This window comes from Emcibacter sp. SYSU 3D8 (assembly GCF_039655875.1).
Classification (GTDB): domain Bacteria; phylum Pseudomonadota; class Alphaproteobacteria; order SMXS01; family SMXS01; genus RI-34.
In genome coordinates this window covers 339,696-366,289 of record NZ_JBBYXK010000002.1, presented here as the reverse complement: position 1 = coordinate 366,289, position 26,594 = coordinate 339,696, and the positions used below count along the sequence as shown (strand labels likewise).

Sequence of the window (26,594 nt, the reverse complement as noted above, 5' to 3'; positions counted from 1 at the left end):
ATGGGCACGAAGCCCGTTCGCCGCTACCTTTCCCACCGTACCGCCGGGGAAACCCATGAAGCTCAAGACCCTCACCGGGCGCAAGCCCATCGTCATCGCCCATCGCGGCGCCAGCGGCTATGCGCCCGAGCACACCGCTGCGGCCTATGCCCTGGCGCTCGATATGGGCGCCGACGCGGTCGAGCCCGACCTGGTGATGACGCGGGATGCACGGCTGATCGTCCGCCACGACCGCTATCTGGGCACCACGACAGATGTGGCCGGGCATCCCGAATTCGCCGGCCGCCGCGTGGTCAAGCCCGGCAAGGCCGAGCCCGAATGGTATGCCGAAGATTTCACCCTGGCCGAAATCCGGCGATTGCGTGCCCGCCAGCCGTTTCCCGGCCGGCCGAAGGACATGGATGGCCTCTACCCGGTCATGACCTTCGAGGAGTTGCTGCAATTGCTGCGTGACCGCGAGGCGCGCCGAGGTTCGACCATCGGCTTCCACCCGGAGATCAAGCATCCGGACACTCTGCTGGAGATGGGGTTCGACTTCATCCCGCCCTTGCTGAAGGCGCTGGCCGATCACGGTTACGGCGCGGATCGCGGCGATTTGTACGTCCAATCCTTCGACCATGCATTCCTGAAGCGGCTGCGGCCGCTGACCGAGATATGCCTCACCCAGTTGCTGGTGGATGACGGACACGGCGCGCCCCATGTATCGCTGGCGCAGGCCGCCACCCTGGCGGCGGCGATCGGGCCGCAGAAGTCATTGCTCCTCGATCCCGCGACCAGGCAGCCGACCCGACTCATCGAGCAGGCTCATGCGCTTGGCTTGCAGGTCCATACGTGGACATTCCGCGACGATGCGGTCGGTCCGGGCTTCGCCGATGTGCGCGAGGAGATGCTGGCGTATTTCGCCGCGGGTATCGACGGCGGGTTTTCCGATTTCACCGACACGGCGCTGGCGGTCCGTGACGAGTTCATCGGCAGCCTGTAACGGGCCTGCATGGCCTCCAACCTGCCCGCCAGCCAAGGGAGCATCCGATAAAGCGGCTATCCGTATTTCTGCTCTGGGTCATGCTGACGCTGTTGCCCGCCGTGGCGGCTGCCGGCGCTGGAGGCACGCCCGCCGTCATCGCCCATCGCGGGGCGAGCGGCTACCTGCCCGAACACACGCTCGAAGCCTATGCCAGGGCCATCGACATGGGCGCCGACTTCATCGAGCCCGATTTGGTGTTCACCAAGGACGGCGTGCTGGTCGCCCGGCACAATCGCTGGCTGAGCCTGTCGACGGATGTGGCCGATCGCCCAGAGTTCGCCGATCGGCGCGTGATCAAGCCCGGCAAGGCCGAGCCAGACTGGTACGCCGAAGACTTCACCTTCGCGGAACTGCGCACCTTGCGGGCGCGCCAGGCGTTTCCCGGCCGCAGCAAGACCGATGACGGCACATTCCTGATCCCGCGCCTCGAGGAGATCCTGGAGCTTGCCCGCGATGCGAGGGTCGGCGTCTATCCGGAAGCGAAGGCTCCGGCGGCGCTGGCCGCGCTGGGCCACGACTTCGCCGAACCGCTGCTCGATGCGCTCGGCCGGTACGGCTTCGGCCCGGGTGGGCTGCCGGTGTTCATCCAGTCCTTCGACCCCGGCTTTCTGCGCAGCCTGCGAAACCGGACGCGGATCCCGCTGATGATGCTGGTCTACGGGGTGGCCGGGTCCGAAAGCGTCAGCCTCGATCAGGCGGCCGAATTCGCCGATGGCGTTGCCCCGGCCAAGGCCCTGCTGATCGACCCGCAGGGCGCGGACACCGGTTATGTAAGACGTGCCCACGAACTGGGGCTCCTGGTTCACCCCTACACCTTTCGCGACGACTTGGTGGGCACCGGCTTCGCCGATATCGACGCCGAGTTGCGGGCGTTCCTGGCGCTCGGCATCGACGGTCTGTTCACCGACTTTCCGGATACCGCCGTTGCCGTGCGCGGCGCTCGCTGAATGCCGCCTGCGCGGGTGCTTTTTCAACTGCATCCGCCGCGCGGACCGTGCTAGCGTCTTGCCCCACAGGACCGGATAGTAACAAGCGCGTTGTCTGGCGTTTGAAGATCGAGAGGAATGGGGACATGGATTTCAACGACTCACCGGAAGAAGCCGAGTTCCGCGCCGAAGTGCGCGCCTGGCTGGCCAAGAACGCCCCGGAAGGCTGGCGCGAGCGCATGGCCGCGGGTCAGGTGCAGGAAGTCTGCAAGGAATGGCAGCGGGTGAAGTATGACGCCGGCTGGGCCTGCCTGAGCTGGCCGAAGGAATATGGCGGGCAGGGCCTGAGCCCGATCAAGTCGGTGATCTGGTCGCAGGAAGAATCCAAGGTCGCCCCGCCGTCCGCCGCCATGCTGGTCGTCGGCCTGGGCATGACCGGTCCCATGCTGATGGTCCACGGCACCGAGGAACAGAAGCAGACCCATCTGCCGCCGATGGCGCGCGCCGACATCATCTGGTGCCAGTTGTTCTCGGAACCGGCCGGCGGTTCCGATCTCGCCGCACTCCGCACCCGCGCGGTGAAGGATGGCGATGAGTGGGTGGTCAATGGCCAGAAAATCTGGTCCTCGGGCGCGCACCAGTCCGACTGGGCGATCCTGGTTACCCGCACCGACCCGACCGTGCCGAAGCACAAGGGCCTGACCTTCTTCATCGTCGACATGAAGACGCCGGGCATCGAGCCCCGGCCGATCAAGCAGATCTCGGGCGCGGCCCACTTCAACGAGGTGTACCTGACCGACGTGCGCATCCCCGATTCGAACCGTATCAGCGCGGTGGGCAATGGCTGGAACGTGGCCATGACCCTGCTGATGAACGAGCGTCTCGCGGTGGGCGCCTCGGGCGGCGCGGCCGGCGGCGGCGTGAGCTGGGACGGCCTGTTCGAGCTGGCGCGTTCGCTTGAGGACGACGACGGCCCGCTGATCAACAACCAGGCGGTGCGCGAGAAGCTGGCCGACTGGTATGTGCGCGAGGCGGGCGTGCGTAACGTCAACGCCCGCACCCTGTCGGCGCTGTCGCGCGGCGACACCCCCGGTCCCGAATCGTCCATCGCCAAGCTGATCCAGGGGCCGCAGAAGCAGAACATGGCCTCTTACGGCATGGACCTGGCGGACATGGCCGGCGGTATCTCGGACCCCGATCTCGCGGTGCAGCGCGCCGCCTATCCGTGGACGCTGCTGGGGGCGCCGGCTGGCCGCATCGCCGGCGGCACCGACGAGATCATGCGCAACATCATTGCCGAGCGCGTCCTCGGCATGCCGGGCGACATCCGCGTCGACAAGGACCTGCCGTTCAACCAGATCCCGACCGGCGGCAAGGCGGCGTAGCCGAGCGCTGCCCGCGGCAACACCCGCGCAGCGGCTGGAGGACAACTTACTGTTGACTCCATCCACTGTTCCCGGCTGTTTGTCGCTCAACTGTCATGAGGCGGTCCATTCGCGCCGTGCATGGGAGCCGTCAGGTTGTCGGAAGACGCCAATGCGGCTATATGCGGCGGACACCGGAAACCAACGGGATTTGAAGGCGTGAGCACGACGGCAAAGGCGACCAGCAGCGGGGTGCAGATTTCCGCCGCGCGGCTGACCCATCTCCAGAGACTGGAGGCTGAGTCCATCCACATCCTTCGCGAAGTGGTCGCCGAGGCAGAAAATCCGGTGATGCTCTATTCGGTCGGCAAGGACAGCGCCTGCATGCTGCACCTGGCGCGCAAGGCGTTCTATCCGTCGCCGCCGCCATTCCCGCTGCTTCACGTGGACACCACGTGGAAGTTCAAGGCCATGTACGAGCTTCGAGACCGCATGGCCAGGGAAAGCGGTATGGACCTGATCGTCCACCAGAATCCGGACGCCAAGGAAAAGGGGATCAACCCCTTCGACCACGGGTCGCTGCACACCGACATGTGGAAGACCGAGGGCCTGAAGCAGGCGCTCGACAAGTACGGTTTCGACGTGGCCTTTGGCGGCGCCCGCCGCGACGAGGAGAAGAGCCGCGCCAAGGAACGCATCTTCTCGTTCCGCTCGGCCAACCACCGCTGGAACCCCAAGAACCAGCGCCCCGAACTGTGGCGGCTCTACAACGCCCGCAAGGCCAAGAGCGAGAGCATTCGCGTGTTCCCCATCTCCAACTGGACCGAACTGGACATCTGGCAGTACATCCACCTGGAGAGCATCCCCATCGTGCCGCTTTATTTCTCGGACATGCGCCCGACCGTGGAGCGCGACGGCCTGATCCTGATGGTGGACGACGAACGCTTTCCGCTGGAGCCGGGCGAAGAACCCGTGATGCGGCCGATCCGCTTCCGGACGCTGGGCTGCTATCCGCTCACCGGCGCCGTGGTCAGCGAGGCCGCGACTTTGCCGGAAGTGATTCAGGAAATGTTGCTGACCACCACCTCGGAGCGCCAGGGCCGCGCCATCGACCACGACCAGGCGGCCAGCATGGAGAAGAAGAAGCAGGAGGGCTATTTCTGATGGCTACGCCCCTGTCGGATGCCTCCAAGGCCAGCGCCTACAAGGCCCAGGATCTCATCGCCGAGGATATCGACGCCTATCTGCTGCAGCACCAGCACAAGAGCCTGCTGCGCTTCATCACCTGCGGCAGCGTCGACGATGGCAAGTCCACCCTGATCGGCCGGCTGCTCTATGATTCGAAGATGATCTTCGAGGATCAGCTTGCGGCCCTCGAGGCCGACAGCAGGCGCGTCGGCACCCAGGGCGACGAGATCGATTTCGCGCTTCTGGTCGATGGCCTCGCCGCCGAGCGCGAGCAGGGCATCACCATTGATGTGGCCTACCGGTTCTTCTCGACCGACCGGCGCAAATTCATCGTCGCCGACACGCCCGGCCACGAGCAATACACCCGCAACATGGTGACCGGCGCCTCGACCGCCGACCTCGCCGTCATTCTGATCGATGCGCGCAAGGGCGTGCTGATCCAGACGCGGCGCCATTCCTATCTGACCAAGCTGATCGGCATCCGCCACATCGTGCTGGCCATCAACAAGATGGACCTGGTGAACTACGACCTGGCGGTATTCAACCGGATCGTCGAGGAATACCGGGCGTTCGCCGAGAGCATCGGCATCGACCAGTTCCTTGCCATCCCGATCTCGGGCCTGCGCGGCGACAACATCACGGCGAACAGCGATGCGACGCCCTGGTACAGCGGCCCGACGCTGCTCGAGCATCTCGAGACGGTCGAGATCGGCGATGATCCCGCCTCGACCGGCCCGTTCCGCATGCCGGTACAATGGGTCAACCGGCCGAACCTGGATTTTCGCGGCTTCTCGGGCCTGATCACCGGCGGCACCGTCTCGCCGGGCGACACGGTCCGCGTGCTGCCGTCCGGACGTACCTCGACGGTCGCCCGCGTCGTTACTTTCGACGGCGATCTGCCCAAGGCCGTCACCGGCCAGTCGGTCACCGTCACCCTGACCGACGAGGTCGATTGTTCGCGCGGCGACGTCATCGCCGCCGCCGGTGCGCCGCCGCAGGTGGCCGATCAGTTCGAGACCACCATCATCTGGATGGCCGACGAGGAAATGCTGCCCGGCCGGCCCTACTGGCTGAAGCTCGGCACCCAGATGGCAACAGCCACGGTGCAGCCGCCGAAGTACCAGGTGAACGTCAACACCATGGAACACCTTGCGGCAAAGACGCTGGGGCTGAACGCCATCGGCGTGGCCAACATGTCCACCGACCGGCCGCTGGTGTTCGAGCCCTACGAGACATCGCGCGACCTGGGCGGTTTCATCCTGATCGACAAGATGACCAACGCCACGGTCGCCGCCGGTCTGGTCAACTTCTCGCTGCGCCGGGCACAGAACGTGCACTGGCAGGCCATCGACATCGACCGCGACGCCCACGCCGCACAGAAAGGCCAGCGTCCCAGGCTGCTGTGGTTCACCGGCCTGTCGGGCTCGGGCAAATCGACCATCGCCAACCTGGTCGAGAAGCGGTTGTTCGCCCTGGGCAAGCACTCGTTCCTGCTCGACGGCGACAATGTCCGCCACGGCCTCAACAAGGATCTCGGCTTTACCGACGCCGACAGGGTCGAGAACATCCGGCGCGTCGGCGAAGTGGCGAAACTGATGTCCGATGCCGGCCTGATCGTGCTGGCCGCCTTCATCAGTCCGTTCCGCGCCGAGCGCGACATGGTCCGTGCCATGCTGCCGGAAGGCGAGTTCATCGAGATCTACGTCGACACGCCGCTGGCCGAGGCTGAGAGGCGCGACGTGAAGGGGCTCTACAAGAAGGCGCGCGCCGGCGAACTCAAGAACTTCACCGGCATCGACAGCCCCTACGAGCCGCCGGCAAAGCCGGAACTCACCATCGACACCCAACAGATGACGCCGGATCAGGCCGCCGAGCACATCGTCGCCCGCATCCTGTGGGGCCGCTCGGAGATTCCCGACGACGACGATCCGGACTGGTTCAAGGGCCGCGGGATCTAACATCGCCGGCGCATAGCCTGTTCAGGGTCACGCCGCGACGGTCTCGCGCCGTCTCGATTCCGGCCACGCAGTCGTATAGATTTCGAAGTCGCGCGCCAACCGGACAGAGGGAAGGCGGGGCGAGCGGAGAAGGGCCGTCCCCATGGATAATCAACCGACTGCGCCCACCAGCGTGTCGCTAGTCCCGCGATTGCTGCGCAAGGCTTTCGAGGCATCGCCGGACGGCAAGTTCGGCGCTCTGGCTGGCGTGTTCACGCCCAATGTGCTGACCATCCTCGGCGTGATCATGTTCCTGCGCTTCGGGCAGGTCATCGGGCAGGCCGGCATCCACGATGTGGTGATCATCGTGTTGCTGGCGACGTCCATATCCCTGCTGACGGCGTTCTCGCTCTCGGCGGTCGCGACCAACACCAAGGTCAAGGGCGGCGGCGCGTATTACCTCATCAGCCGAAGCCTGGGCATGGAATTCGGCGGCGCCATCGCCATCGTGTTCTATCTCGCCCAGGCGATCGCGACGGCCATGTACATCATCGGCTTTACCGAGGCGATCAAGCAGGCGTTCCCCGCGATTCCCTGGTCGTCGCAGGTGATCGGGACGATCACCAACGTGGTGGTCTTCATCAGCGTGTTCGTCGGCGCGGGATGGGCGATCCGGTTGCAGTTCTTTATCTTGGCCGTGCTCGCCCTCGCCCTCGTGTCGTTCTATGTCGGCGCAGGGCTTTCGTTTTCGACGGCGACATTCATGTCGAACCTGCCTGCCAATTACGAGTTCGACCAGAGCTTCTTCACCATGTTCGCGCTGTTTTTCCCCGCCGTAACCGGAATCATGGCCGGCGCGAACATGTCCGGGGACCTGCGCGATCCTGCCGCCGCAATTCCAAAGGGCACCTTCGGCGCGATCGGCGTGACCACGCTGGTCTATCTCAGCATCATCGTCCTGCTGGCGGGGGCGAGCACGAGCGAGACCCTGATCGACAACAACTTCATCATGCGCGATATCGCCGTGAGCGGGACGCTGATCGTCGCCGGCGTGTTCGCCGCGACCCTGTCGTCGGCGCTCGGCAGCATGATGGGGGCACCGCGCATATTGCAGGCCTTCGCCAAGGATGACATCTATCCGTGGCTGCGCTTTCTGGGCCGGGGCTGGGGCCCCAACAACGAGCCGCGCACCGCCATCGTGCTGACCTTCCTGGTGACCGAGGCGGCGGTGATGCTCGGCGACCTGGATATCATCGCGCCCATCATTACCATGTTCTTCATCGTGACCTACGGCACGCTCAACCTGGCCTGTTTCTACGAGGCCTATTCCCGTAATCCCAGTTATCGGCCGCGGTTCAAGTTCAACCACTGGACCGTCAGCCTGGCGGGCGCCATCGGCTGCGCCATCGTGATGCTGCTGATCGCGCCGCTATGGGCCATCGCCGCCGCGCTGACCATGGTCGGGCTCTACAAGATCATCGCCCTGTCCGAGGTCAAGACCCGGTGGGGCGACGTCAAGGGCGGCATGGCATTCGAGCGGGCCCGGCGCGCGTTGCTGCGCCTCGAGGAAGAGGAACAGCATCCCAAGAACTGGCGGCCGCGGATGCTGGCGCTGGTGGCGGGCAAGTCCAGCGGCTACATCGCGGCGGAATTCGGCTACTGGCTCGGCGCCGGCAACGGCGTGCTCACTCTGGGGCAGGTGATCAGCGGCGCCATCGGCGAGCGCCTGCAGCGGGTCAAGTTCGCCGAGAACAGCCTGCGCGAGGTCATCCGCTCGGAGGGACTCGCCGCGTTCCCCTGCGTCGTCGCCGAAGACGACGTGGTCGAGGGCATCAAGGCCATGCTGCAATGCCACGGCATCGGTGGCATCAGGCCGAACGCCATCGTGCTGGGCTGGCCGCGCGACATCAGCCACGCCGAACAATTCGGCGACATGCTGAGACTCACGCGTCAGCTGGGCCGCAGCGCCATCGTTATCAAATGCCGGCCGGGCCACGAATTGTGGACGGTGCCGGCGGGCAATATCGAGGTCTGGTGGCGTGACCGTCAACATGGGCCGCTGATGCTGATCCTGGCGCATCTGTTGACCCAGAACCGCGAATTCCGGCAACACCCGATCAAGGTCATCCAGGTCGTGCCGCATCTCGCGGGACGGGACAGCGCGCTGGGATACATGAACAACATCATCCAGGGGGCGCGCATCGACGCCACGGCCGAGGCCCTGGTCAGCGGCGATCTGCAAAGCGCGCTCGGCGTGCGGGGAAGCCGCGACGGGATTGTGTTCCTGCCGTTCGAGCCACCGGAAAAGGGCGCGGAAAAGGCGTTTCTCGATCAGTATGAGGCGATGGGCAGCAAGGCCCATACGATGATCATGGTCTCAAGCGCCGGCGGCATCGACCTCGACGTCTGATGCCGAGGCGACGCGCCGCCAGCACAGGGTCGGCGCGCCGGCTTTGCCGCTTATCCGACAGGCCGGAACAAGACAGGCGGTTGCCGGGTTGAGGAGCTGTACAGCCATTTGCCGAACCATGGGGAGGCACCTGTCATGATCCCAGCCAACAACAATTCTGTCGGACCTGACTCGGGCCAGACTGGCGCAGGCCGACGACCAGAGGACGCCCGTCCCGAGCCGCAGCCTGCCGGACGCCGTGCCGCGCCGTCCGCCTATCCCTCCGACAAGGCCCGGGGCGCCGAGATCATCCTGAAGACGCGCGCCCGACGCTTCATCTTCTTCGGCGGCCCGGCTCTCGCCCTGCTTCTCGTGTTCCTGCTTATCGCGCTCTGACCGAAGCGCCGAGGCCAGGCGGGTTCTACGCCTTGGCCTCGCTGGTCGCCCAGGCCGCCATCATGGTGTTGGACGGCAGGGTTTCGTCGACCAGCTTACGGGCGGTTTCGCGCCCAGCGACTGGCAGCAGCGAGGGATCCAGCTTGCCGATCTGCACCAGCACCGAGGCCTGATCCCAGTAGATGTGTTCGTTGTACAGCTTGTCGCCGCGGAAGCAGACGATGGCGATCAGCGGCACCTCGACATATTTGCCGGTGGGCGCGACGCCGGGCAGCATCCAGTCGATCTCGCGCGTATGGGTGAAACAGAACAGCATCTCGTCCACCACCCGGTCGGCGCCGATGGTGCGGGAGATCGGAATCAGCCTGGTGTCGTCCGGGTTGGCGTGGACAAAATGGTTCTTGTAGAACCGCTTCAAATGATCGTGCCCGACGCCGCCTGTCATGGTCGGGATATGATTGACGTAAGGCTCGGCGACCATGGTCGCCATGGTCGCGTCGACGTCCCGGGTGCCGAATTCGTAATAGCAATGGGCATCCCACAGGGCGCCCAGATCATAGACTGGCCCGATCGCGCCGCGCAGCACGGTAAGGGTGCGCGAATAGGCCATCATGGTGGCCGGCTTGTCGAACTGGGGCCGGGCGGGCGCGGCGAAGACATGGTCCGCATCGGGGTAGACGAAGGCCGCGAAACCTGGCTTGCCCTCGAACGCCGCGCTGATTTTTGCCTGCGCTTCCGGCGGACACATCTTGTCCTTGCCGGGGATGTGCAACACCACGGGACAGCGGATCGCGCCGATCTCGTGCAGGTCGTTTTCGATGCCCACCCCATAATAGCCAATGGCGGCGTCCACATCGGTCCGCGCCGCCGTCAGGAAGGCGAGCCGTCCACCCAGGCAGTAGCCGACCGTGGCGACGCCGCCGGCCTGCTCGGGCCGGGCCCGCAGGGTGTCGATGGTGGCGGCAATATCCTCGACCGCCTTGTCGGCGTCGAACCGGCCATACAGGTCGAATGCCGTGGCGATCTCAGCGTCCGAATACCCCAGGTCCACGCCCGGCTCCAGCCGCCAGAACAGGTCGGGCACCAGCACCACATAGCCTTCCTCGGCGAAGCGGCCGGCCATGGACCGCATGAAGACATTGATGCCGAGAATTTCCTGCAGCAGCACGAGGCCCGGTCCGGTGCCCTTTTCAGGCAGCGCCATATAGGCCTTGAACGTGCCGCCGTCGGCGGATTGGATGTCGATATAGGTGCCGGCCACCGGTATTCCCCTCTGATGCGGACGTCGGGCCGCATCATGGCAGGCCGTCAGCGCATGTGCCAGAGCACGTCCCGCGGTCGAGGCTGAAACGGGCCCGTCAGCCCCACAGGGCCGTGTCGGCGGGCTGCATCACGCCCCGGTCGTAACGGATGCCATTCTCCCGGTCCTTCGCCAGCAGCAGCGGGCCGTCGAGATCGACCCAGGACGCGTCCTGCGCGACCAGCATGGCCGGCGCCATCGCCAGCGAGGTGCCGAGCATGCAGCCTACCATCAGCTTCAGGCCGCGCTCGCGGGCGGCGGCCGCCGTGGCCAGCGCCTCGGTCAGGCCGCCGGCCTTGTCGAGCTTGATGTTCACGGCCTGGTATTTGCCGGCGATGTCGTCGAGGCTGCCTCGCGTATGCAGGCTCTCGTCGGCACACAGCGGGACCGGGCAGGAATAGCCGCGCAGCGCGTCGTCCTTGCCGGCCGGTAGCGGCTGCTCGATCAGGTCGACCCGCAGCCCGGCAAAAAGCGGCGCCAGGTGCTGCAGCGCCCCGATGGTCAGCGCCTCGTTGGCGTCGACAATGAGCCGCGCCTGCGGGGCGGCGGCGTTCACCGCGCGGATACGGGCCAGATCGTGCTCGTCGCCGGCCAGCTTGATTTTCAGCAGGGGCCGGTCGGCGACTGCCCCGGCGGCAGCCAGCAGGTTCTCGGGCGTGTCGATGCTGAGGGTAAAGGCGGTGACCAGCGGTCCCGGCCGGGACCGTCCGGCAAGGCGCCATGCGGGTGTCCCGGACCGTTTTGCGTCCAGATCCCACAGCGCGCAATCGAGCGCATTGCGGGCTGCGCCGTGGGGCAACCGCGCCTGCATGACCTCGCGCCGGATGCCTGCCTCGACCGCTTCTCGCAGCCCTTCAAGCTGGCTGGTCACGCTCGCGGCGCTTTCGCCATAGCGCACATTGGGGCCGCATTCGCCGCGCCCGGTGAACCCGCCATCCTGCACTTCCACCACCACCACGTCGGTCTCGGTGGCGGAACGGCGGGAAATGCGAAACACGCCGGCAACCGGCCAGCGTTCGGCTCTGATTTGATAGATCATGGCTGGAAGTTACCGGGTGGACACGACATGATGTGCCCAACCATAAACGGACCTATTCCAAAACGGGAGATTTCTCGGATGTCACAAGAAGCCACCGCCACCAAGACCGACCCTGAAGTCCTGCTGGATATCCGGGATCATATCGCCACCATCACGCTCAACGCGCCGCACCGGATGAACACCATTTCCGGGCCCATGCTCGATCTGCTGGCCAGGACCCTGGTCGAGGTCGACGCCAATGCGGATGTGCGCGTGGTGATTCTCACCGGCGCGGGGCGCGCCTTCTGCGCCGGCCTCGACCTTGGCGGCGCCAAGCAGGGCGGCACCGGCATGTCCGGCGCGTCCACGTCCAGCACCATCAGCCTGCGCGATACGCCGCCGACCGTGCTGCACAACATGGATACACCGGTGATCTGCGCGCTGAACGGCGGCGCAGCCGGTTACGGCATGGACATGGCCATGGGCTGCGACATGCGAATCATGGGCGAGGGCGGCAAGCTGGCCGCCGCCTTCACCAAGCGCGGCCTGCTGCCGGAATCGGGCGGCACCTGGATCCTGCCGCGGCTGCTGGGCTGGGCCAAGGCCGCCGAGCTGGTGTTCACCGGCCGCACGCTGGGCGCCGCCGATTGTCTGGAACTGGGACTGGTCAACAAGGTCGTGGCCGACGCCGAGGTTCAGTCGGCTGCGCGTGCGCTGGCCGAGGAAATCGCCGCCAACGCCCCGCTCGCCGTCCGCGCCGCCAAGCGCATGATGCGCATGGGCCTGAAGGAGCCGTTCGACGAGCACGTCCACCATGTCTTCCTGCAGCTGCTGCCGCTGCTGAAGACCGAGGATTTCGGCGAGGGCATCAAGGCCTTCATGGAAAAGCGCGCCCCGGTGTTCAAGGGGAAGTAGCTGCTTTTCCCGTCATTGCGAGCGCAGCGAAGCAACCCAAGCGTTGGTGCTGCCGCACTGCCGTTTCTGGGTTGCCGCACCGCTTCGCGGCTCGCAATGACGGATAGGAATTACGCCGTGTACGGCAGCCGCAATCCCGGACGCGGCCAGTCGATGGCGATCAGCTGGCCCAAACCGGACAACGTCACATAGGCCGTCTTCATGTCCGGGCCGCCGAACGCCACGTTGGTCGCAAGAAAGTCCGTGTTTATCGGCGTGTGCTCGATGGTCTGGCCGTCCGGCGTAATGCGGGTCAGCCCGCCCTTCACCGGCGTGGCGATGACGATGCTGCCGTCTTCCTCGATGGCCAGCGAATCCCAGTAGGTATTGCCGCCAGGCGAGGCCACGGTGCGGCCCTGGAACAGGCCCGGTGCCTTGGCGATCTCGCCCTCGCCGGTGATGTCGAAAGCGAGCAGGTGGGCGCTCATGGACTCGGCCGCGTACACCGTCTTGCCGTCGGGTGAGATGCCGCAGCCATTGGGCGTCAGCAGGCCGAACACCGCTTCCTTTACCAGTGAACCGTCGGGCCTGCCGTAATACAGGCCGCCGCGATCCTGGTCGCGCGCGCGGCCCTGGCCCAGATCGGTGAACCAGAAGCCGCCATTGCGGTCGAACATCAGGTCGTTGGGGCCGGTCAGCGCGTGGCCGTTCACCGTGTCGTAGAGCCGCGTCACCTTGCCGGTCTTCAGGTCGACCCGGTCGATGGAGCCGCCCTTGTAGTTGTTGGCCTGGTGTCCGGGCAGCACGAGGCCGCTGGGCAGGGTGTGGAACTCGAAGCCGCCATTGTTGGTGACGTAACAGGCGCCGTCCGGGCCGATCGCCGCGCCGTTGGGGCCGCCCGGCACCTCGGCGACAACCTCGACGGTGCCATCGGGCCAGCACTTGGCCAGCGCCTGGCCCTGGATTTCGGTGACCAGCACGCTGCCGTCGTTCATCACCACCGGGCCTTCGGGAAAGCGCAGCCCTTCCGCGATCACCCGGTAGTTGACGGCCGGTACGACAGTCGTCGGCGGCGTATAGACCGGCGTCGCCCGGCAGGCGTCGATCAGGCTCTGCGCGGCGGGCGCGCGTCTTTCCCGGGTCCCCATGACTCTCCCCCCTTCTATGATCGGTGCGAGGAGCCTAGCAGAGACCCCGGCACGGTCCAGTGGCGGCGACGGTCAAAGGCCGCCGGCGACGGTGATGATCTCGCCGGTCACCCACGCCGCGGCGGGCGAGGCCAGGTAGACGGTGGCGCCGCAGATGTCTTCCTCCTTGCCCATGCGCTGCATGGGGATCTTGATCATGTCGACAAGGCCGGGAAGCTGCTCTTCGGTCAGCTTGAGGGCTTCCATGAACACTTCGGTGGGGATCGGGCCGGGCGCGACCGCATTCACCCGGATCTTCGGCGCCAGTTCGGTCGCCAGCGTCTTGGTGAGGCTGTTCACGCCCGCCTTGGCCGCTCCGTAGGGTCCGTTCATCGGCGCCGGCTTGAACGCGGCGATCGACGAGATGTTGATGATCGAGCCACCCTCCGGCATGCGCTTGGCGGCAGCGATACTGCCCGCCCAGACCGCCTTCAGGTTGAGGCCGAGCTGGTAGTCCCACTGATATTCAGGCAGGTCCATGAAGGTGCGCATGGTGCGGTCGTCGGCGCCGCCGGCATTGTTGACCCACAAGGTCAGCTTGCCGAGCTGCTTCACGGTCTCTTCGGCCAGATTGTCGATGGCGGCCATGTCCATCATGTCGGTGGTGATCGCCGCGGACTTGCGCCCCAGGGCGCGAATTTCGTCGGCCACGGCCTCGATTTCCCCTGTCCGCCGGGCAGCCACGGCCACATCGGCGCCGGCCTCGGCGAGCGCCAGCGCGATGGCGCGGCCGATGCCGCGGCCCGCGCCCGTTACTACAGCCACCTGGCCGTCCAGGCGAAACTTGTCGATGATGCTCATGATGTTCCCCGTTGTCACAAACTGATCCATCCATGGCCCATCCCCTGGGCCATGTCCAGACGTTTGCCTGCGCGGGTGACTTTTACTTCTTCGGCGTGAACTCGATGTGCAGTTCCTTCAGCGCGCGCAGCGCGAAGGTCGGTCCATGCTTGAAGTCGTTCTTGCCTTCGGCGAACTGGATATGGTCGAACCGGTCGATCATGGCCTTGAAGCCCCAATACAGTTCGCGGCGGGCCAAAGGCGCACCCAGGCAGTGATGGATGCCCGAGCCGAAGGCCATGTGGCTGCCGGCGTTCTTGCGGTCCAGGTCGAGCTTCTCGGGATTGTCGAAATGCCGCTCGTCACGGTTGGCCGAGGCGTAGCGGGTGTTGATCATGCTGCCCTTGGGGATGTGCACGCCGTGGATTTCGATGTCCTTGGAGGCGATCCGGAACAGGCTCTGCACCGGGCTTTCGAGCCGCAGCACCTCCTCGACGAAGGTGCGCAGGTCCTTTTCCACGCCCTGCTTCAGCCGCGCCCACACATCCTGGTTCTGGATCGCCAGCATCATGCCGGCCGACAGGGCGTTGGTGCTGGTCTCCGAGCCGCCGACGAAGGTGTCGGCCATCATCTCGGCATGCAGTTCGTTGTCGTTCAGCGTGCGGCCCCATTCGGGGATCACGGTATTCACCAGATCGGACAGCAGGGTGTCGTCCGGCTCCTTGCGCAGCCGCTCGAAGATGGGCTGGAAATAATGCTGGGCTTCGATCTCCATCTCGACCGACCAGCGTTCTTCTTCCTCGCTGAGCATCATGCCGAGGCGTTGCACCCAGGCGTCGGTCCAGGCCTTGATCCGCCAGATATCCTCTTCCTTGGCGCCCATCTGCCTGCCGATGATGATCAGCGGCAGCGGCACGGCGAACTGATGGACCCATTCGCAATGGCCGTCGGCAAGGAATGCGTCGATCAGCTTGTAGGCGGTCTGCTCGACGGCCGGATCGACTTCCTTGATCTTGCCCGCGCGGAACGCCGCGTCGAACATGGCGCGCATCTGCTTGTGATTGGGATCGTCGCGGCCGGCCAGGGTGGGCTCGGGAAGCCAGCCCTTTTCCTCGTAAAGCTTGCGCATCCGCTGGGTGCGCTCGGGGACGAGCGTCGCCTTGGGACGCACATTGCTGAAGCTCTCGGTGTCGAGCAGCACCTTGCGCAGGTCGTCGTAGCGGGTGATGAAATAGAAGCCCGTCACCCCGTCCTTCCACACCGGCGCGTCGTCGCGCAGGGTGCGATAGGCGTCATACGGGCATTCCTGCAAATCCGGTTCGAAGAAGTTGAACTCGGGCGTCTTGGCGGTGGTGCTCATCGGTGCTCCCCAAAGTCATCTGTGAGTGTTTGTACAACCCTTCCGGCGCGCCGGTAAAGGGCACTGAAGGATGAAGAAAAAATTCAGCGTTTAAGGTAGCTGCATTATGCATTAATGTACCTTGTATACTATTTGCCGCCGGGATAGATGTCATCCTATGCAAAACGAGGATCTGGACCGCACCTTCGGGTTTCTGGTGCACGACATCGGCAGGCTGATGCGGCGCGACTTCGAGCGCCGCGTGCGCGACATGAGCTTTACGCGCAATCAGTGGCGCGTTCTTGCCCATCTGCGCCGGATCGACGGCATCAACCAGAGCCAGCTCGCCGACCGCATGGACGTGGAGCCGATCGCGCTGGTGCGCCTGCTCGACAAGCTGGAAGCCGCCGGCTACGTACAGCGCCGCCAGGACCCCCAGGACCGCCGCGCCTACCTGCTCTACCTGACCGAAAAGGCCGGGCCGCTGATCGAACGGCTCGAGGCGATCTCGGTCGAGCTGCGTGAAGAGATGCTGGGTGATCTGAACGCCGCCGAGCGCGACGTCCTCATCGACCTGCTGATGCGGATCAAGTCCCGGATGACCAACAAGACCACCGAGAAACTGCTGGAGGTTGCGGCCCATGAATAAGGTGGCGCGCATCGACGAGGCGGACGCCTCGCCTGTCGACACAAGCCGGTCGGGGGCCTCCTGGAAGACCCGCATGCGCGAAGGCCTTCGCGTCGGCCTGCTGGTGCTGCTGGGCGTGGCCGTGCTGACCGGACTCGTCTTCTACCTGCTGTCGGGGCGCTACGAGACCACCGACAACGCCTATGTGCAGGCGAACAAGTCCTATATCAGCGCCCAGGTGCAGGGGCGGGCCGTCGAGGTGATGGCGCACACCAACCAGACCGTGAAGGCCGGCGACGTGTTGTTCCGTCTCGATGACGCCTCGTACCGGATCGCCCTGGCCAAGGCCGAGGCCGATGTGGAGACCACACGCAACGACCTGGGCTCGCTCAACGCCTCTGTCGGCGAAAAAAGCGCTGCGGTCGGTGCCGCCAAGGCCAACCTTGCCTTCGCCCAGAAGGAATACGACCGGCAGAAAGAGCTGACGGCCCGCGGCGTGGTCTCCAGGGTCAAACTCGACCAGGCCGAGCACGAGCTGTCGGTCGCCCGCCAGAGGGTGGCCCAGGCGCAGCAGGATCTGGCTGCGACCACGGCCCGGCTGGGCCAGAGAGTCGGTCCTGCGGTCGACCAGAACCCTGAAGTGCGCCACGCCATCGCGGTGCGCGACCAGGCCAGGCTCGACCTCGACCACACCGTGGTGCGCGCGCCCGAAGAAAGCATCGTCGCCTCGGTCGATGTGCAGCTTGGCGAGCAGGTCGTGCCCGACAAGCCGGTGGTGAGCCTGGTGTCGAAGAATTCGCTGTGGATCACCGCCAATTTCAAGGAGACCCAGCTCACCAATGTGCATCCGGGCCAGACCGCGACGATCACGGTCGACATCTATCCTGGGCGGGAATGGCACGCTACGGTGGGCAGCCTCAGCCCGGCGACCGGCGCCGAATTCTCGCTGATCCCGCCGCAGAATGCGTCGGGCAACTGGGTGAAGGTGGTGCAGCGCGTGCCGGTCCGGCTCTATCTGCTGGACTACAAGGGCGACGTACCGCTGCCAGCCGGTCTCAGCGCCCAGGTCAAGGTCGACACCGGCCACCGCAGCGGGCTGGCGCGACTGATCGAAAGCGTGTTCGGCTAACCCCATGAGCGATTCCGGCCACAAGCCGATGCCCTATCGCGGCATCGTGTCGGTCTCCGCCATGATGGCGACCACGATGCAGGCCATTGACGGCACCATTGCCAACGTGGCCTTGCCGCACATGCAGGCGAGCCTGTCGGCGACACCGGACCAGATCGCCTGGGTGCTGACCTCCTACATCATCGCCTCGGCGGTGATGATCCCGCTGACCGGCGTGCTGACCTTCCGATACGGCCGCAAGAAGCTTTATCTGCTGTCCATCGCCGGCTTCACCATGGCCTCGGCGCTGTGCGGCATCGCCACCTCGCTGGACGAGATGCTGGCGTTCCGCCTGCTGCAGGGCGTGATGGGCGCGGCCCTCATACCGCTGTCCCAGTCGCTGATGCTGGACGCCTATCCCGATCACGAGCGCGGCAAGGCCATGGCGATCTGGGGCGTGGGCGTCATGGTCGGCCCGATCCTGGGGCCGACGCTGGGCGGCTGGCTCACCGAATCGTACAACTGGCGCTGGATCTTCTACATCAACGTGCCGTTCGGCATCGCCGCCTTCGCGGGCCTGGCGCTGTTTTCGGCCGACACCGTCATCGACCGAACCCGCAAGTTCTCGGGCTATGGCTACGCCATGCTGGCGCTCGCCATCCTTGCATCCCAGCTCATGCTCGACCGGGGCGAGCGCGCCGACTGGTTCGAGTCCGACGAGATCCTCATGTGGGCGGCGCTGGCGTTTATCGGCCTGTTCCTGTTCCTCCATCACATGGTGTTTTCCAAGCAACCCTTCATCACCCGGGCGGTGCTGAAGGACCGGAATTTCGTCGCCGGATCGATCTTCTATTTCGCCGTGGCGATGGTGCTCTACACCTCCATGGCCATGGTGCCGGTGATGCTCCAGAACCTGATGCATTATCCGGTGCTCACCACCGGCTTCCTGATCGCGCCGCGCGGCTTCGGCATGATGCTGGGCATGACCGTGGTGGGCCGCCTGGCGCAGCGCGGCTACAGCGCGCGCGGGTTCATCGCCGTCGGCCTGCTGCTGACGGTCTATTCGCTGTGGGAAATGTCACGCTTCAATCTCTACACCAGTTCGGGCGAGTTCATCTGGCTGGGGGTGGTGCAGGGCGTCGGCATCGGCATGACATTCGTGTCGCTGAACCTGATTTCCTATGCGACGCTCGAGGCGCGGCTGCGCACCGAGGCAGCGGCCTTTGCCAACACCATGCGCAGCTTCGGCTCCAGCATGGGCATCGCCGTGGTGTTTGCCTTCCAGTCGCGCGCCGCCGGAATCAACCACGCGACGCTCGCCGAGCACTACACGATGTCGAATAAATCATTCGAGATCATGCGCCCCGACATCTGGGACCTGGGCACGGCCGCCGGCCGTGCGGCGCTCGACATCGAACTGGGCCGGCAGGCGGCGATGATGGCGTTCACCACCGACTTCCAGCTGGTGATGGTCGCCACCATCTGCATCTTCCCGCTGCTGCTGCTGGTGAAGATGCCGAAGGACATGTTGAAACCACCACCCCAGGCCGCGGCCAGCGATTAGGGTTACTTCTTCTTTTTCTTCTTCGCGGCCTTCTTCGGCACCTGCACCGTGCCCTTGCCGATGATCCAGGGCAGGTCGAGAAATGTCTTCACGCCCGAGGGCGCGTCGCAGACATAGGGCACCGCGTTCACCGCGTGCATGGCCGTGCCCTGCAGGCCGTCGCTGATCCACTGGGCGTCGAAGTTGACATGCATGCGCGGCTCGCCCTCGATGGCCACGGAATGGTCGCCCGTGGGCCATTCCGGCGCGACGCTCTCATGAATGCGCCAGACGGTTTCGTGGACGATCACGTCGTTGCCGCCGGCGACACCGGCCCATGTCCAGTGCTGGCCCGCGACCGTGCCCTTCCTGACCGTGCCCGAGGCCGTCTCCAGATCGGTCGCGGCCAGCTCGCGCACGGTGCTTTCCCTGATGTCGTCGAGCTTCACCCCAAGGGCGTCGGCGATCATCTGGATGTTCTCGCGGAACAGGCCGGACAGCCAGAAGGAATAGCGCTCGGCATCCTTCTTGAACTGGGTTGGCGTCTTCGAGAATCCCATCATGTCGAACATGATCTCGGGCGACGGATAATGCTGGAAGTTGGAGATTTCCCGGACATAGATCTTGTCGACCCGCCTGGACAGCGCGGTCATCGTCATGGGCAGCAGGTCGCCCAGCCAGCCGGGGTTGAGGCCGGTGGAGTGAAACGTCGAGCCGCCCTTGCGGCAGGCTTCTTCCAGCCGCTTGTTCAGCTTCGGCCCGTACACCTTCGGATACATGTAGCCGACGGTGGTGATGACGTCCTTGCCCGACGCCAGCAGCCGGCAGAACAGGTCGATGTCGGCCATGGGATCGGCGCCATAGACCAGCGATGGCAGCGCGGTGTGGATGACCACGTCGGCATCCATGGCGACGATCTTCTCGGCATCGTTCGTCGCCTTGACGCCCAGCTTGCCGATGCCGGCGACCTTGCCCGCGTCCTGCCCGGCCTTGGCGTCGGAGAACACATACATGCCGACCAGCTTCATGTCGGCCCGCTCGGCGACGGCGCGCGCGGCATGCTTGCCGACATTGCCGCTCGACCACTGGATCACTTTGTAGGCCATGGAAGGCTCCCCTCGTCGCTGCCCCAAACGGGCACGATAGACAGCAGCGGACGATGTTACCAGAGGGTCAAGCGGTGGCGGAGTTGAACTGCAGGCCGGAACATGCCATTCCGGTTGCAGGGACCATGTGCACAAGGGGAAGATTCATGGCTGATACCGCGCAATATGTCGCCGACCGCATGGCGCTGATGGACGTGATGCTGAAATACGCCAAGGGCTGCGACAACCGCGACCTGGCGCTCTACCGCTCGTGCTTCGCCGACGACGCGGTGATCACCGGCTTCGGCGACGTCACCTACGACGGCGGCGACGCCTGGACCGCCTATGTCGTCGAGGCGCTGGGCCGCTTCGGACCCACCCAGCACATGCTCGGCCCGCAGCTCGCCACCATCGACGGCGACACCGCCGAGTGCCGCACCGACGTGCAGGCCACCCACTATCTGAAGGACGCGGCCAGCACCACGATGACCTTGTGGGCCACCTACGAAACCCAGATGAAGCGCATCAACGGCGAATGGAAAATCGCCCGCCACCACCTGGTGCGGCGCGGGACGCGGGTTCAGGCGGACTGAGGTCTACCCCACCCGCGTGTCCATCCCCGCCCAATAGGGCTCGCGCAGCTCGCGCTTGAGCAGCTTGCCGATGGTGCTGCGCGGCAGGTCGTCGCGCAGCTCGACCTTGTGCAGGCGCTGCAGCTTGCCAAGGCGCTCGTTGGCCCAGGTGCGGATTTCCTCGCCGGTGGCCCTGGCGCCGGGCTTCAGCACCACAAGGCCCAGCGGGCTCTCGCCCCATTCGTTGCTGGGGATGGCGATGACGGCGGCATCATCCACCGCCGGATGCTTCAGCAATTCGGTCTCCAGGTCGGCGGCGTAGATGTTGAAGCCGCCCGAGATGATCATGTCCTTGGCGCGGTCGAGCAGGACGATGAAGCCTTCCTCGTCCATCTTGCCCATGTCGCCGCTGCGCTGCCAGACGCGGCCCTCGGCGTCGGTCCAGCGGGATTCCGACGTCTTGTCGGGCTTGTTGTAATAGCCGGACATCATGAAGCCGGACCAGCCGATCAACTCGCCGGTCTCGCCGCGGGGCACTTCCTTCATGGTCTCGTCGACCACGCGGATTTCGGTGCCCTCGCGGGCATAGCCGACAGTATGCACCTTGTCCGGCCGTTCATGGGCGTTGAGGAAACAGCCCACGCCGCCCTCGGTCATGCCGTAGACCTCGGTGAAGCCGCCCGGCCAGTCGGTGATCAGCCAGGTCTTGAACTTGGGCCGCAGCGGCGCCGAGGTGCAGAACTTCCACACGAAGCTCGACAGGTCGTATTTGCCGAAATCCGGGTGATCGTGCAGCCGGTGATACTGCACCGGCACCTGCATGGTGTGGGTGGCGCGCTCCTTCTCGGCGAGGCGCAGATAGTTCTCGGTGTCCGAGCGCGGCAGCAGGATGGTGCAGCCGCCCCAGGCCAGCGCCGGCAGCAATGCGAACAGGGTGGTGTTGGAATAGAGCGGCGTCGAGACGATCAGCCGCGTGTCCGGCCCATAGCCGAACGCGTCGCGCGTCGCCCAGTAGGAGATGCGGGTGCGGTGATCGTGCAGGATGCCCTTGGGCACACCTGTCGTGCCCGACGAATAGATGATGTTGAAGTCATCCAGCTTGTCGATCTCGACGCCCGGATTGGTGCCGGGATACTGGGCGATCCAGTTCTCGAAGCCGGTCCAGCGGTCGTCGGAGAAATCATAGGCGATGCGCCCGCCAGGCACGATGGTGGCGAGCCGTGTGTCGATCTGGCCCACCAGATCCATGGTCTTCTTCGACACGAACAACGCTTTCGAGCCGCTGTCGGCGATCATCGCCTCGAGGCTTTCGGCGCTCGCCATGCCGGACAGCGGCACGGCGCAGGCGCCGGCGCGGATGATCCCCCAGAAGGTGAAGAAGTACTCGGCCGAGGTGTCGGCCAGGATGGCGACCTTGTCGCCCCGGCCGATGCCGAGCGCGATCAGGCCGTTCGCCACCCGGTTGATGATTTTATCGCCCTCGCCCCAGCTGTAGCGCCGGTCGTTGAACACCAGCATTTCTGCGTCCGGGCGCGTGCGCGCCTGGAAGTCCATGAGGTCGGAGAGGTTGGCTTCCCGTTCGAACTGCGTGAGCATCGTCTGATCCCTGAGAGTTTCTTGAGGCGCAGCGTGCCCGGGGCACGGCGCAAGTCAATAGGCAGCTTCGAGTATGGCTTTCACCGACTCCACGTCGGGCAACGGGCGCGGGTTGGTGCGCACCCACATGCTGGCCACGCTCCGGCTGGCGATGCCGTCGAAATCGCCGCGGCTCACGCCCACGTCGCGCAGCGTCTGGGGCAGGCCGAGACTGCCGATGAAATCGTGCACCAAGTCGGCGGCGTCTTCTTCGGGCTTGCCGAAGGCGGCCGCGACATAGCGCTGCGCCTCTTCGGTCACCGGCTTGTTGTAGCGCAGCACGTGCGGCAGCAGGATGCAGGAGGTATAGCCGTGCGGCACCTCCTTCATGCCGCCCAGCACGCCGCCGATGCCGTGGGACGCGCCGTAGGGCGCGCGGTCGATGCCGTGGCCGGCGATCCAGGTGGCCTGCTGGCAGGCGAGACGGGCCTCGAGGTCGTTCGGGTCGGCCTTGGTGCGCGGCAGGTTGACGCGGAACATCTCGATCGCCTGGCGGCAGCAGCCGGTGATGAACGGATTGGCCTTGATCGAGCAGATGCCCTCGACCGCGTGATCGAAGCCGCGGATGCCGGTCGACAGCCACAGCCATTCCGGCGTGTGCACCGTCATCGCCGGATCGAGGATGATGACCTGGCCGGCCGAGTTGGTGCCGACGAAGCCGTCCTTGAAATGCTTCCTGAGGTCGGTGACGCCGGCGATGGTGCTGAACTCGGCACCCGACAGGGTCGTCGGCACGATGATCTGCCGCACGGTCGACGGCTTCGTCTTCGGCGTGACATAGGTGCCGTCCGGATTGACCCGTGTATGCCACGCGTCCATGCCCTCGATGGTGCGCACGTCCTCGGCGATGCAGATCTGCACCGTCTTGACCATGTCGATGGCGGTGCCGCCGCCGATGGTGACGATCAGGTCGGCGTTCGCGGCGCGGACCGCGTCGGCGCAGTCAAGCACGGTCTCGCGCGGCGTGTGCGCGATGCAGTCGTCATAGAGACCGACGACGAGGTCGCCCAGCGCCGCCCGCAGGTCGGCGATGGCCGGCGTTTTGCGGTTCAGCGACCTGGCGGTGACGATGAACAGGCGATTCTTGCCCAGGCGCGCCGCTTCCGCCGCGATCGCCTCGGCCGACGGGCGGCCGAAGACGATGCGTTCCTGCGGAATGTAGTCGTAGCTGCCCGAAGGCATGCGTGGCTCAGGAGCCGCCGGTGACATAGAGGCACTGGCCGGTCACCCAGCCCGACGCGGGCGAGGACATGTAGAGTACGGCGGCGCCGATGTCCTCGGGCGTGCCCCAGCGCTCGAGCGGGAGCTTGATATATTCCTTCAGCTCGGCCTCGCGCTCGGGCGTGTGCATCTTCATGGAATCGATGAAGTTCTCGGTCGGGATCGGGCCCGGCGCCACCGCGTTGACGCGGATCTTCGGGGCCAATTCGCGCGAGAAGGTGGCGGTCAGGCTGTTCACTGCCGACTTCGATGCGCCGTACGGACCATTCTTCAGGTTCGGGCCCATGTCCTTGGCCGCGCGCGACGAGATGTTGACGATGGCGCCGCCCTTGTCGCCCATGGCCTTGGCCGCGACCACGCAGCCCGCCCACACCGCTTTGATGTTCAGGTCAATCTGCGCCATGAACTGCTCTTCCGACGTGCGGGTCAGCCAGCGCGGAATGCCGTCGGGCAGGCCGCCGGCATTGTTCACCCAGATATCGAGACCGCCCAGTTCGTCCTGGGTGCGCTTGGCCAGGTTCTCGAGGAATTCCATCTTGGTCACATCGGTCGGCACCGCGATGGCGCGGCGGCCGCGCTCCTGCACTTCCTTGACCACCCGGTCCAGTTCGTCCTTGCTGCGCGAGGCAACGGCGATGTCGGCGCCCGCTTCGGCCAGCGCGAGCGCGATGCCCCGGCCGATGCCCTTGCCCGCACCCGTGATGACGGCAACCTTGCCGTCCAGCTTGAATAGATCGAGAGCACCCATCCCGTTTGTTCCTTTCAACTTCCCTGTGGATTGTTTCTAGGCGGTCGCCGCCGGCAGGCGGATCACCATCTTGCCCCGGTTCTCGCCATGATAGAGCCGCTGGAATACGTCCGGAAAGTCGCCAACGTCGCCGTCGACGATATTTTCCCGCATCACCAGCTTGCCGTCCTTTACCCAGGCCGCGAGTTGCTGCTGGGCGGCGGCGAATTTGTCCGCATAGTCGTAGACCACGAAGCCCTGCATCCGGGCGCGCATGGTGCCCAGCCAGATATAATTGCTGGGGCCTTCCATCTTTTCCTGTGTGTATTGCGACGTCGAGCCGCACAGCAGAACCGTGCCGCGCAGGGCAATCCAGCGCAGGCTCTCGTTGAGGATATCGCCGCCCACATTGTCGAAGATCGAATTGATGCGGTCGGGCGCGGCTTCCACCAATTGCTCGTAAAGGTCGCCCTTCTTGTAGTTGATGGCCACGTCGAACCCCAGTTCGTCGGTCAGCCAGCGGGCCTTCTCATCGCTGCCGGTGATGCCGATCACCCTGGCGCCCATGATCCGGCCGATCTGCCCGGCGATGGAGCCGACGGCGCCGGCCGCGCCGTTCACCACCATGGTGTGGCCGGGGCCCGGCTTGCATTCCTCGGTGACGGCGAAATAGGCGGTCAGGCCGGATACGCCCATGCCGCCCAGCCATTGCGGGAGCGGTGCGATGGAGGTGTCGACCTTCTCGAGACCGGTGCCGTCGGAGACGGCATAATTCTGTACGCCCAGACCGCCGGTGACATAGTCGCCCTGCTTGAATTTGGGGTTGCGGGATTCGACCACCTTGCCGGCCACGCCGCCGCGCACCAGGTCGCCGGGCTGGACCCGGAACAGGAAGTCCTTGCTGTCGCGCATGATCAGCCGCAGCGCCGCGTCGACGGACAGGTACTGGATCTCGACCAGCACCTCGCCATCCTTGGGCTCCGGCATCGGCGCCTCGCGCACCTCGAAGTCGCCGGGCCCGGCTTCGCCCTTGGGAAACCGGGTCATGAAGAGCTGGCGGTTGCGGCTGTCATTGCGGAGTGTGGTCATGGGATCAACGCTTCTCGAAAGTGACGTGCAGGTGCTTCAGGGCGCGCACCATGAAATTGCCCTGGTGCTGGAAGTCGTTCTTGCCCTCGGCGAAGCGGAAGTTCTTCATCCGCTGGAACAGGATCTTGAAGGCGATGTTCATTTCCTGCCGGGTCAAAGGCGCACCCACACAATGATGCTCGGCCGTGCTGAAGGCCAGATGCGCGCCGGCGTTCTTGCGGCAGACGTCGAGCCGGTCCGGTTCGGCGAATACCTTGGGATCGCGGTTGGCGGCCCCGAAGCGCATGTTGATCATGGAGCCGCGCGGGATCATCACGCCGCCCAGTTCAACATCCTTCACGGCGACACGGAAGATGCCCTGGGTCGGGCTTTCGACCCGCAGCACTTCCTCGACGAAGTTCTTGATCAGCTTCGGGTCTTCCTGGACCAGCGCATACTGGTCCGGATTCTGGATCAGCAGCATCATGCCCGACGACATGGCGTTGGTGGTGGTTTCGTTGCCGCCCACGAGCAGTTGCTCGACCATGGACATGATCTCGCGGGTGGTCAGGTCGCGCTCGCCGTTGAACTTGCCGTGCACCAGGTCGCTGATGATCCGGTCGTCGCGGTTCAGCCGCTTTTCCTCGAACTTTTCGGCCAGGTAGCGCTGCAGTTCGACGATGTTGCGGGCGCATTCCACCTCGCGCTGCTCGCTCATGGTGTGGGCGTGCGGCAGCACCCATTCCTCGGACCAGAATTTCAGTCTGGGCAGGTCCTCGGCCGGCAGGCCCAGCCGGTCGGCGATGACGTGCATGGGCAGGGGGTAGGCGAAATCCATGATGAAGTCGCACTCGCCCTTGTCGATGAACTTGTCGATCAGCTCATTGACCAGGCCGGTGATGAACGGCTCCACGGCGTCGATCCGGCTCTTGGTGAACGAGACGTCCACCAGGCTCCGGTACATGTCGTGCAGCGGTGGATCGCGCGACAGGATCTGGTCGCGGGGCCAGCCCTCGTTCTCGAAGATCGCCGGGATTTCCGGGTTCTTCCACAGGGTTTCCTGCGACCAGTCGCTGAGCTGATCCGAGAACGTCTCCCAGTCCTTCGCCACCTTGCGGCACAGATCGTAGGCCGTGACCACGTACCAGCCGGTCTCCGGCATCCGGTAGACCGGCGCTTCCTCGCGCAGCCGCTGGTAGTCGTGATAGGGGCACTCGACACTGGCCGGATCAAGCAGGCGAATGTCGATTTTTTCCTGGTTCATG

General features: G+C 65.2%; 23 protein-coding genes. 12 read left to right on the top strand and 11 right to left on the bottom strand.

Annotation, left to right across the window (positions count from 1 at the left end; translation table 11 throughout):
- The first annotated feature begins 55 nt into the window (after positions 1–55).
- The 7 genes from WJU21_RS07620 to WJU21_RS07590 all read left to right on the top strand — a co-directional run bounded on the left by WJU21_RS07620 (position 56) and on the right by WJU21_RS07590 (position 9,224).
- A complete protein-coding gene (locus WJU21_RS07620) occupies positions 56–982 on the top strand; it encodes a glycerophosphodiester phosphodiesterase family protein (protein WP_346322807.1) in 927 nt (308 codons plus the stop codon).
- Between the two features lie 80 nt (positions 983–1,062).
- Positions 1,063–1,971 (top strand): glycerophosphodiester phosphodiesterase family protein, encoded by a 909-nt coding sequence (locus tag WJU21_RS07615; protein ID WP_346322806.1) that lies wholly within the window; start codon positions 1,063–1,065, stop codon positions 1,969–1,971.
- Between the two features lie 125 nt (positions 1,972–2,096).
- On the top strand, positions 2,097–3,335 hold the full coding sequence (locus WJU21_RS07610) for an acyl-CoA dehydrogenase family protein (RefSeq protein ID WP_346322805.1): 1,239 nt from the start codon (positions 2,097–2,099) through the stop codon (positions 3,333–3,335).
- Between the two features lie 198 nt (positions 3,336–3,533).
- Positions 3,534–4,478 carry a sulfate adenylyltransferase subunit CysD gene (gene cysD, locus WJU21_RS07605; protein ID WP_346322804.1) on the top strand — a complete coding sequence of 315 codons (945 nt, stop codon included), beginning with the start codon at positions 3,534–3,536 and terminating at the stop codon, positions 4,476–4,478.
- On the top strand, positions 4,478–6,460 hold the full coding sequence (cysN, locus tag WJU21_RS07600; protein WP_346322803.1) for a sulfate adenylyltransferase subunit CysN: 1,983 nt from the start codon (positions 4,478–4,480) through the stop codon (positions 6,458–6,460). The genes cysD and cysN overlap by 1 nt, the downstream gene beginning before the upstream one ends.
- A gap of 142 nt (positions 6,461–6,602) precedes the next feature.
- Positions 6,603–8,849, top strand: coding sequence for an amino acid permease (locus tag WJU21_RS07595; protein WP_346322802.1), 2,247 nt, complete (start codon positions 6,603–6,605; stop codon positions 8,847–8,849).
- Positions 8,850–8,984: 135 nt separating this feature from the next.
- Positions 8,985–9,224 (top strand): hypothetical protein, encoded by a 240-nt coding sequence (locus tag WJU21_RS07590; protein WP_346322801.1) that lies wholly within the window; start codon positions 8,985–8,987, stop codon positions 9,222–9,224.
- A gap of 25 nt (positions 9,225–9,249) precedes the next feature.
- Here WJU21_RS07590 and WJU21_RS07585 read toward each other — a convergent pair whose 3' ends face one another.
- Together WJU21_RS07585 and dgcA are read right to left on the bottom strand one after the other, a co-directional pair.
- A complete protein-coding gene (locus WJU21_RS07585) occupies positions 9,250–10,485 on the bottom strand; it encodes a dienelactone hydrolase family protein (protein WP_346322800.1) in 1,236 nt (411 codons plus the stop codon).
- Between the two features lie 97 nt (positions 10,486–10,582).
- Positions 10,583–11,563, bottom strand: coding sequence for an N-acetyl-D-Glu racemase DgcA (gene dgcA, locus WJU21_RS07580; RefSeq protein ID WP_346322799.1), 981 nt, complete (start codon positions 11,561–11,563; stop codon positions 10,583–10,585).
- A 78-nt stretch (positions 11,564–11,641) separates the two neighbouring features.
- Here dgcA and WJU21_RS07575 point away from each other — a divergent pair, with 78 nt between their 5' ends.
- Entirely contained in the window at positions 11,642–12,457 is an 816-nt protein-coding gene (locus WJU21_RS07575; RefSeq protein WP_346322798.1) for an enoyl-CoA hydratase-related protein, read from the top strand.
- A gap of 110 nt (positions 12,458–12,567) precedes the next feature.
- On the opposite strand, the gene WJU21_RS07570 is transcribed toward WJU21_RS07575, so the two are convergent.
- The 3 genes from WJU21_RS07570 to WJU21_RS07560 all read right to left on the bottom strand — a co-directional run bounded on the left by WJU21_RS07570 (position 12,568) and on the right by WJU21_RS07560 (position 15,763).
- Positions 12,568–13,584, bottom strand: coding sequence for an SMP-30/gluconolactonase/LRE family protein (locus WJU21_RS07570; RefSeq protein ID WP_346322797.1), 1,017 nt, complete (start codon positions 13,582–13,584; stop codon positions 12,568–12,570).
- A gap of 72 nt (positions 13,585–13,656) precedes the next feature.
- Positions 13,657–14,424 (bottom strand): SDR family oxidoreductase, encoded by a 768-nt coding sequence (locus WJU21_RS07565; protein WP_346322796.1) that lies wholly within the window; start codon positions 14,422–14,424, stop codon positions 13,657–13,659.
- A gap of 82 nt (positions 14,425–14,506) precedes the next feature.
- Complete coding sequence (locus WJU21_RS07560; RefSeq protein WP_346322795.1) at positions 14,507–15,763, bottom strand: cytochrome P450; 1,257 nt, start codon at positions 15,761–15,763, stop codon at positions 14,507–14,509.
- Between the two features lie 157 nt (positions 15,764–15,920).
- On the opposite strand from WJU21_RS07560, the gene WJU21_RS07555 reads away from it, so the two are divergent.
- From WJU21_RS07555 to WJU21_RS07545, 3 genes are read left to right on the top strand one after another with little or no spacing between them, the layout of a single operon-like run.
- Positions 15,921–16,391 carry a MarR family transcriptional regulator gene (locus WJU21_RS07555; RefSeq protein WP_346322794.1) on the top strand — a complete coding sequence of 157 codons (471 nt, stop codon included), beginning with the start codon at positions 15,921–15,923 and terminating at the stop codon, positions 16,389–16,391.
- The gene (locus tag WJU21_RS07550) at positions 16,384–17,499 is read left to right on the top strand and encodes an HlyD family secretion protein (RefSeq protein WP_346322793.1); all 1,116 of its coding nucleotides are present in this window, start codon (positions 16,384–16,386) and stop codon (positions 17,497–17,499) included. Before WJU21_RS07555 ends, WJU21_RS07550 begins: the two co-directional genes overlap by 8 nt.
- Before the next feature lie 4 nt (positions 17,500–17,503).
- Positions 17,504–19,042, top strand: a complete 1,539-nt coding sequence (locus WJU21_RS07545; protein ID WP_346322792.1) for an MDR family MFS transporter — start codon at positions 17,504–17,506, stop codon at positions 19,040–19,042.
- A 2-nt stretch (positions 19,043–19,044) separates the two neighbouring features.
- On the opposite strand, the gene WJU21_RS07540 is transcribed toward WJU21_RS07545, so the two are convergent.
- Positions 19,045–20,127 carry a dihydrodipicolinate reductase gene (locus WJU21_RS07540; RefSeq protein ID WP_346322791.1) on the bottom strand — a complete coding sequence of 361 codons (1,083 nt, stop codon included), beginning with the start codon at positions 20,125–20,127 and terminating at the stop codon, positions 19,045–19,047.
- A gap of 146 nt (positions 20,128–20,273) precedes the next feature.
- On the opposite strand from WJU21_RS07540, the gene WJU21_RS07535 reads away from it, so the two are divergent.
- A complete protein-coding gene (locus WJU21_RS07535) occupies positions 20,274–20,699 on the top strand; it encodes a nuclear transport factor 2 family protein (RefSeq protein ID WP_346322790.1) in 426 nt (141 codons plus the stop codon).
- A gap of 3 nt (positions 20,700–20,702) precedes the next feature.
- Here the strand turns inward: WJU21_RS07535 and WJU21_RS07530 are convergent, their stop codons facing one another.
- Genes WJU21_RS07530 through WJU21_RS07510 form a run of 5 tightly spaced genes read right to left on the bottom strand, consistent with a single transcriptional unit; the run spans position 20,703 to position 26,593 of the window.
- Entirely contained in the window at positions 20,703–22,274 is a 1,572-nt protein-coding gene (locus WJU21_RS07530; protein ID WP_346322789.1) for an AMP-binding protein, read from the bottom strand.
- 54 nt (positions 22,275–22,328) lie between these two features.
- Positions 22,329–23,495 (bottom strand): iron-containing alcohol dehydrogenase, encoded by a 1,167-nt coding sequence (locus WJU21_RS07525; protein ID WP_346322788.1) that lies wholly within the window; start codon positions 23,493–23,495, stop codon positions 22,329–22,331.
- A 7-nt stretch (positions 23,496–23,502) separates the two neighbouring features.
- On the bottom strand, positions 23,503–24,282 hold the full coding sequence (locus WJU21_RS07520; protein WP_346322787.1) for an SDR family oxidoreductase: 780 nt from the start codon (positions 24,280–24,282) through the stop codon (positions 23,503–23,505).
- Between the two features lie 36 nt (positions 24,283–24,318).
- Complete coding sequence (locus WJU21_RS07515) at positions 24,319–25,350, bottom strand: NADP-dependent oxidoreductase (RefSeq protein ID WP_346322786.1); 1,032 nt, start codon at positions 25,348–25,350, stop codon at positions 24,319–24,321.
- Between the two features lie 4 nt (positions 25,351–25,354).
- Entirely contained in the window at positions 25,355–26,593 is a 1,239-nt protein-coding gene (locus tag WJU21_RS07510) for a cytochrome P450 (RefSeq protein ID WP_346322785.1), read from the bottom strand.
- Position 26,594 lies beyond the last annotated feature (1 nt).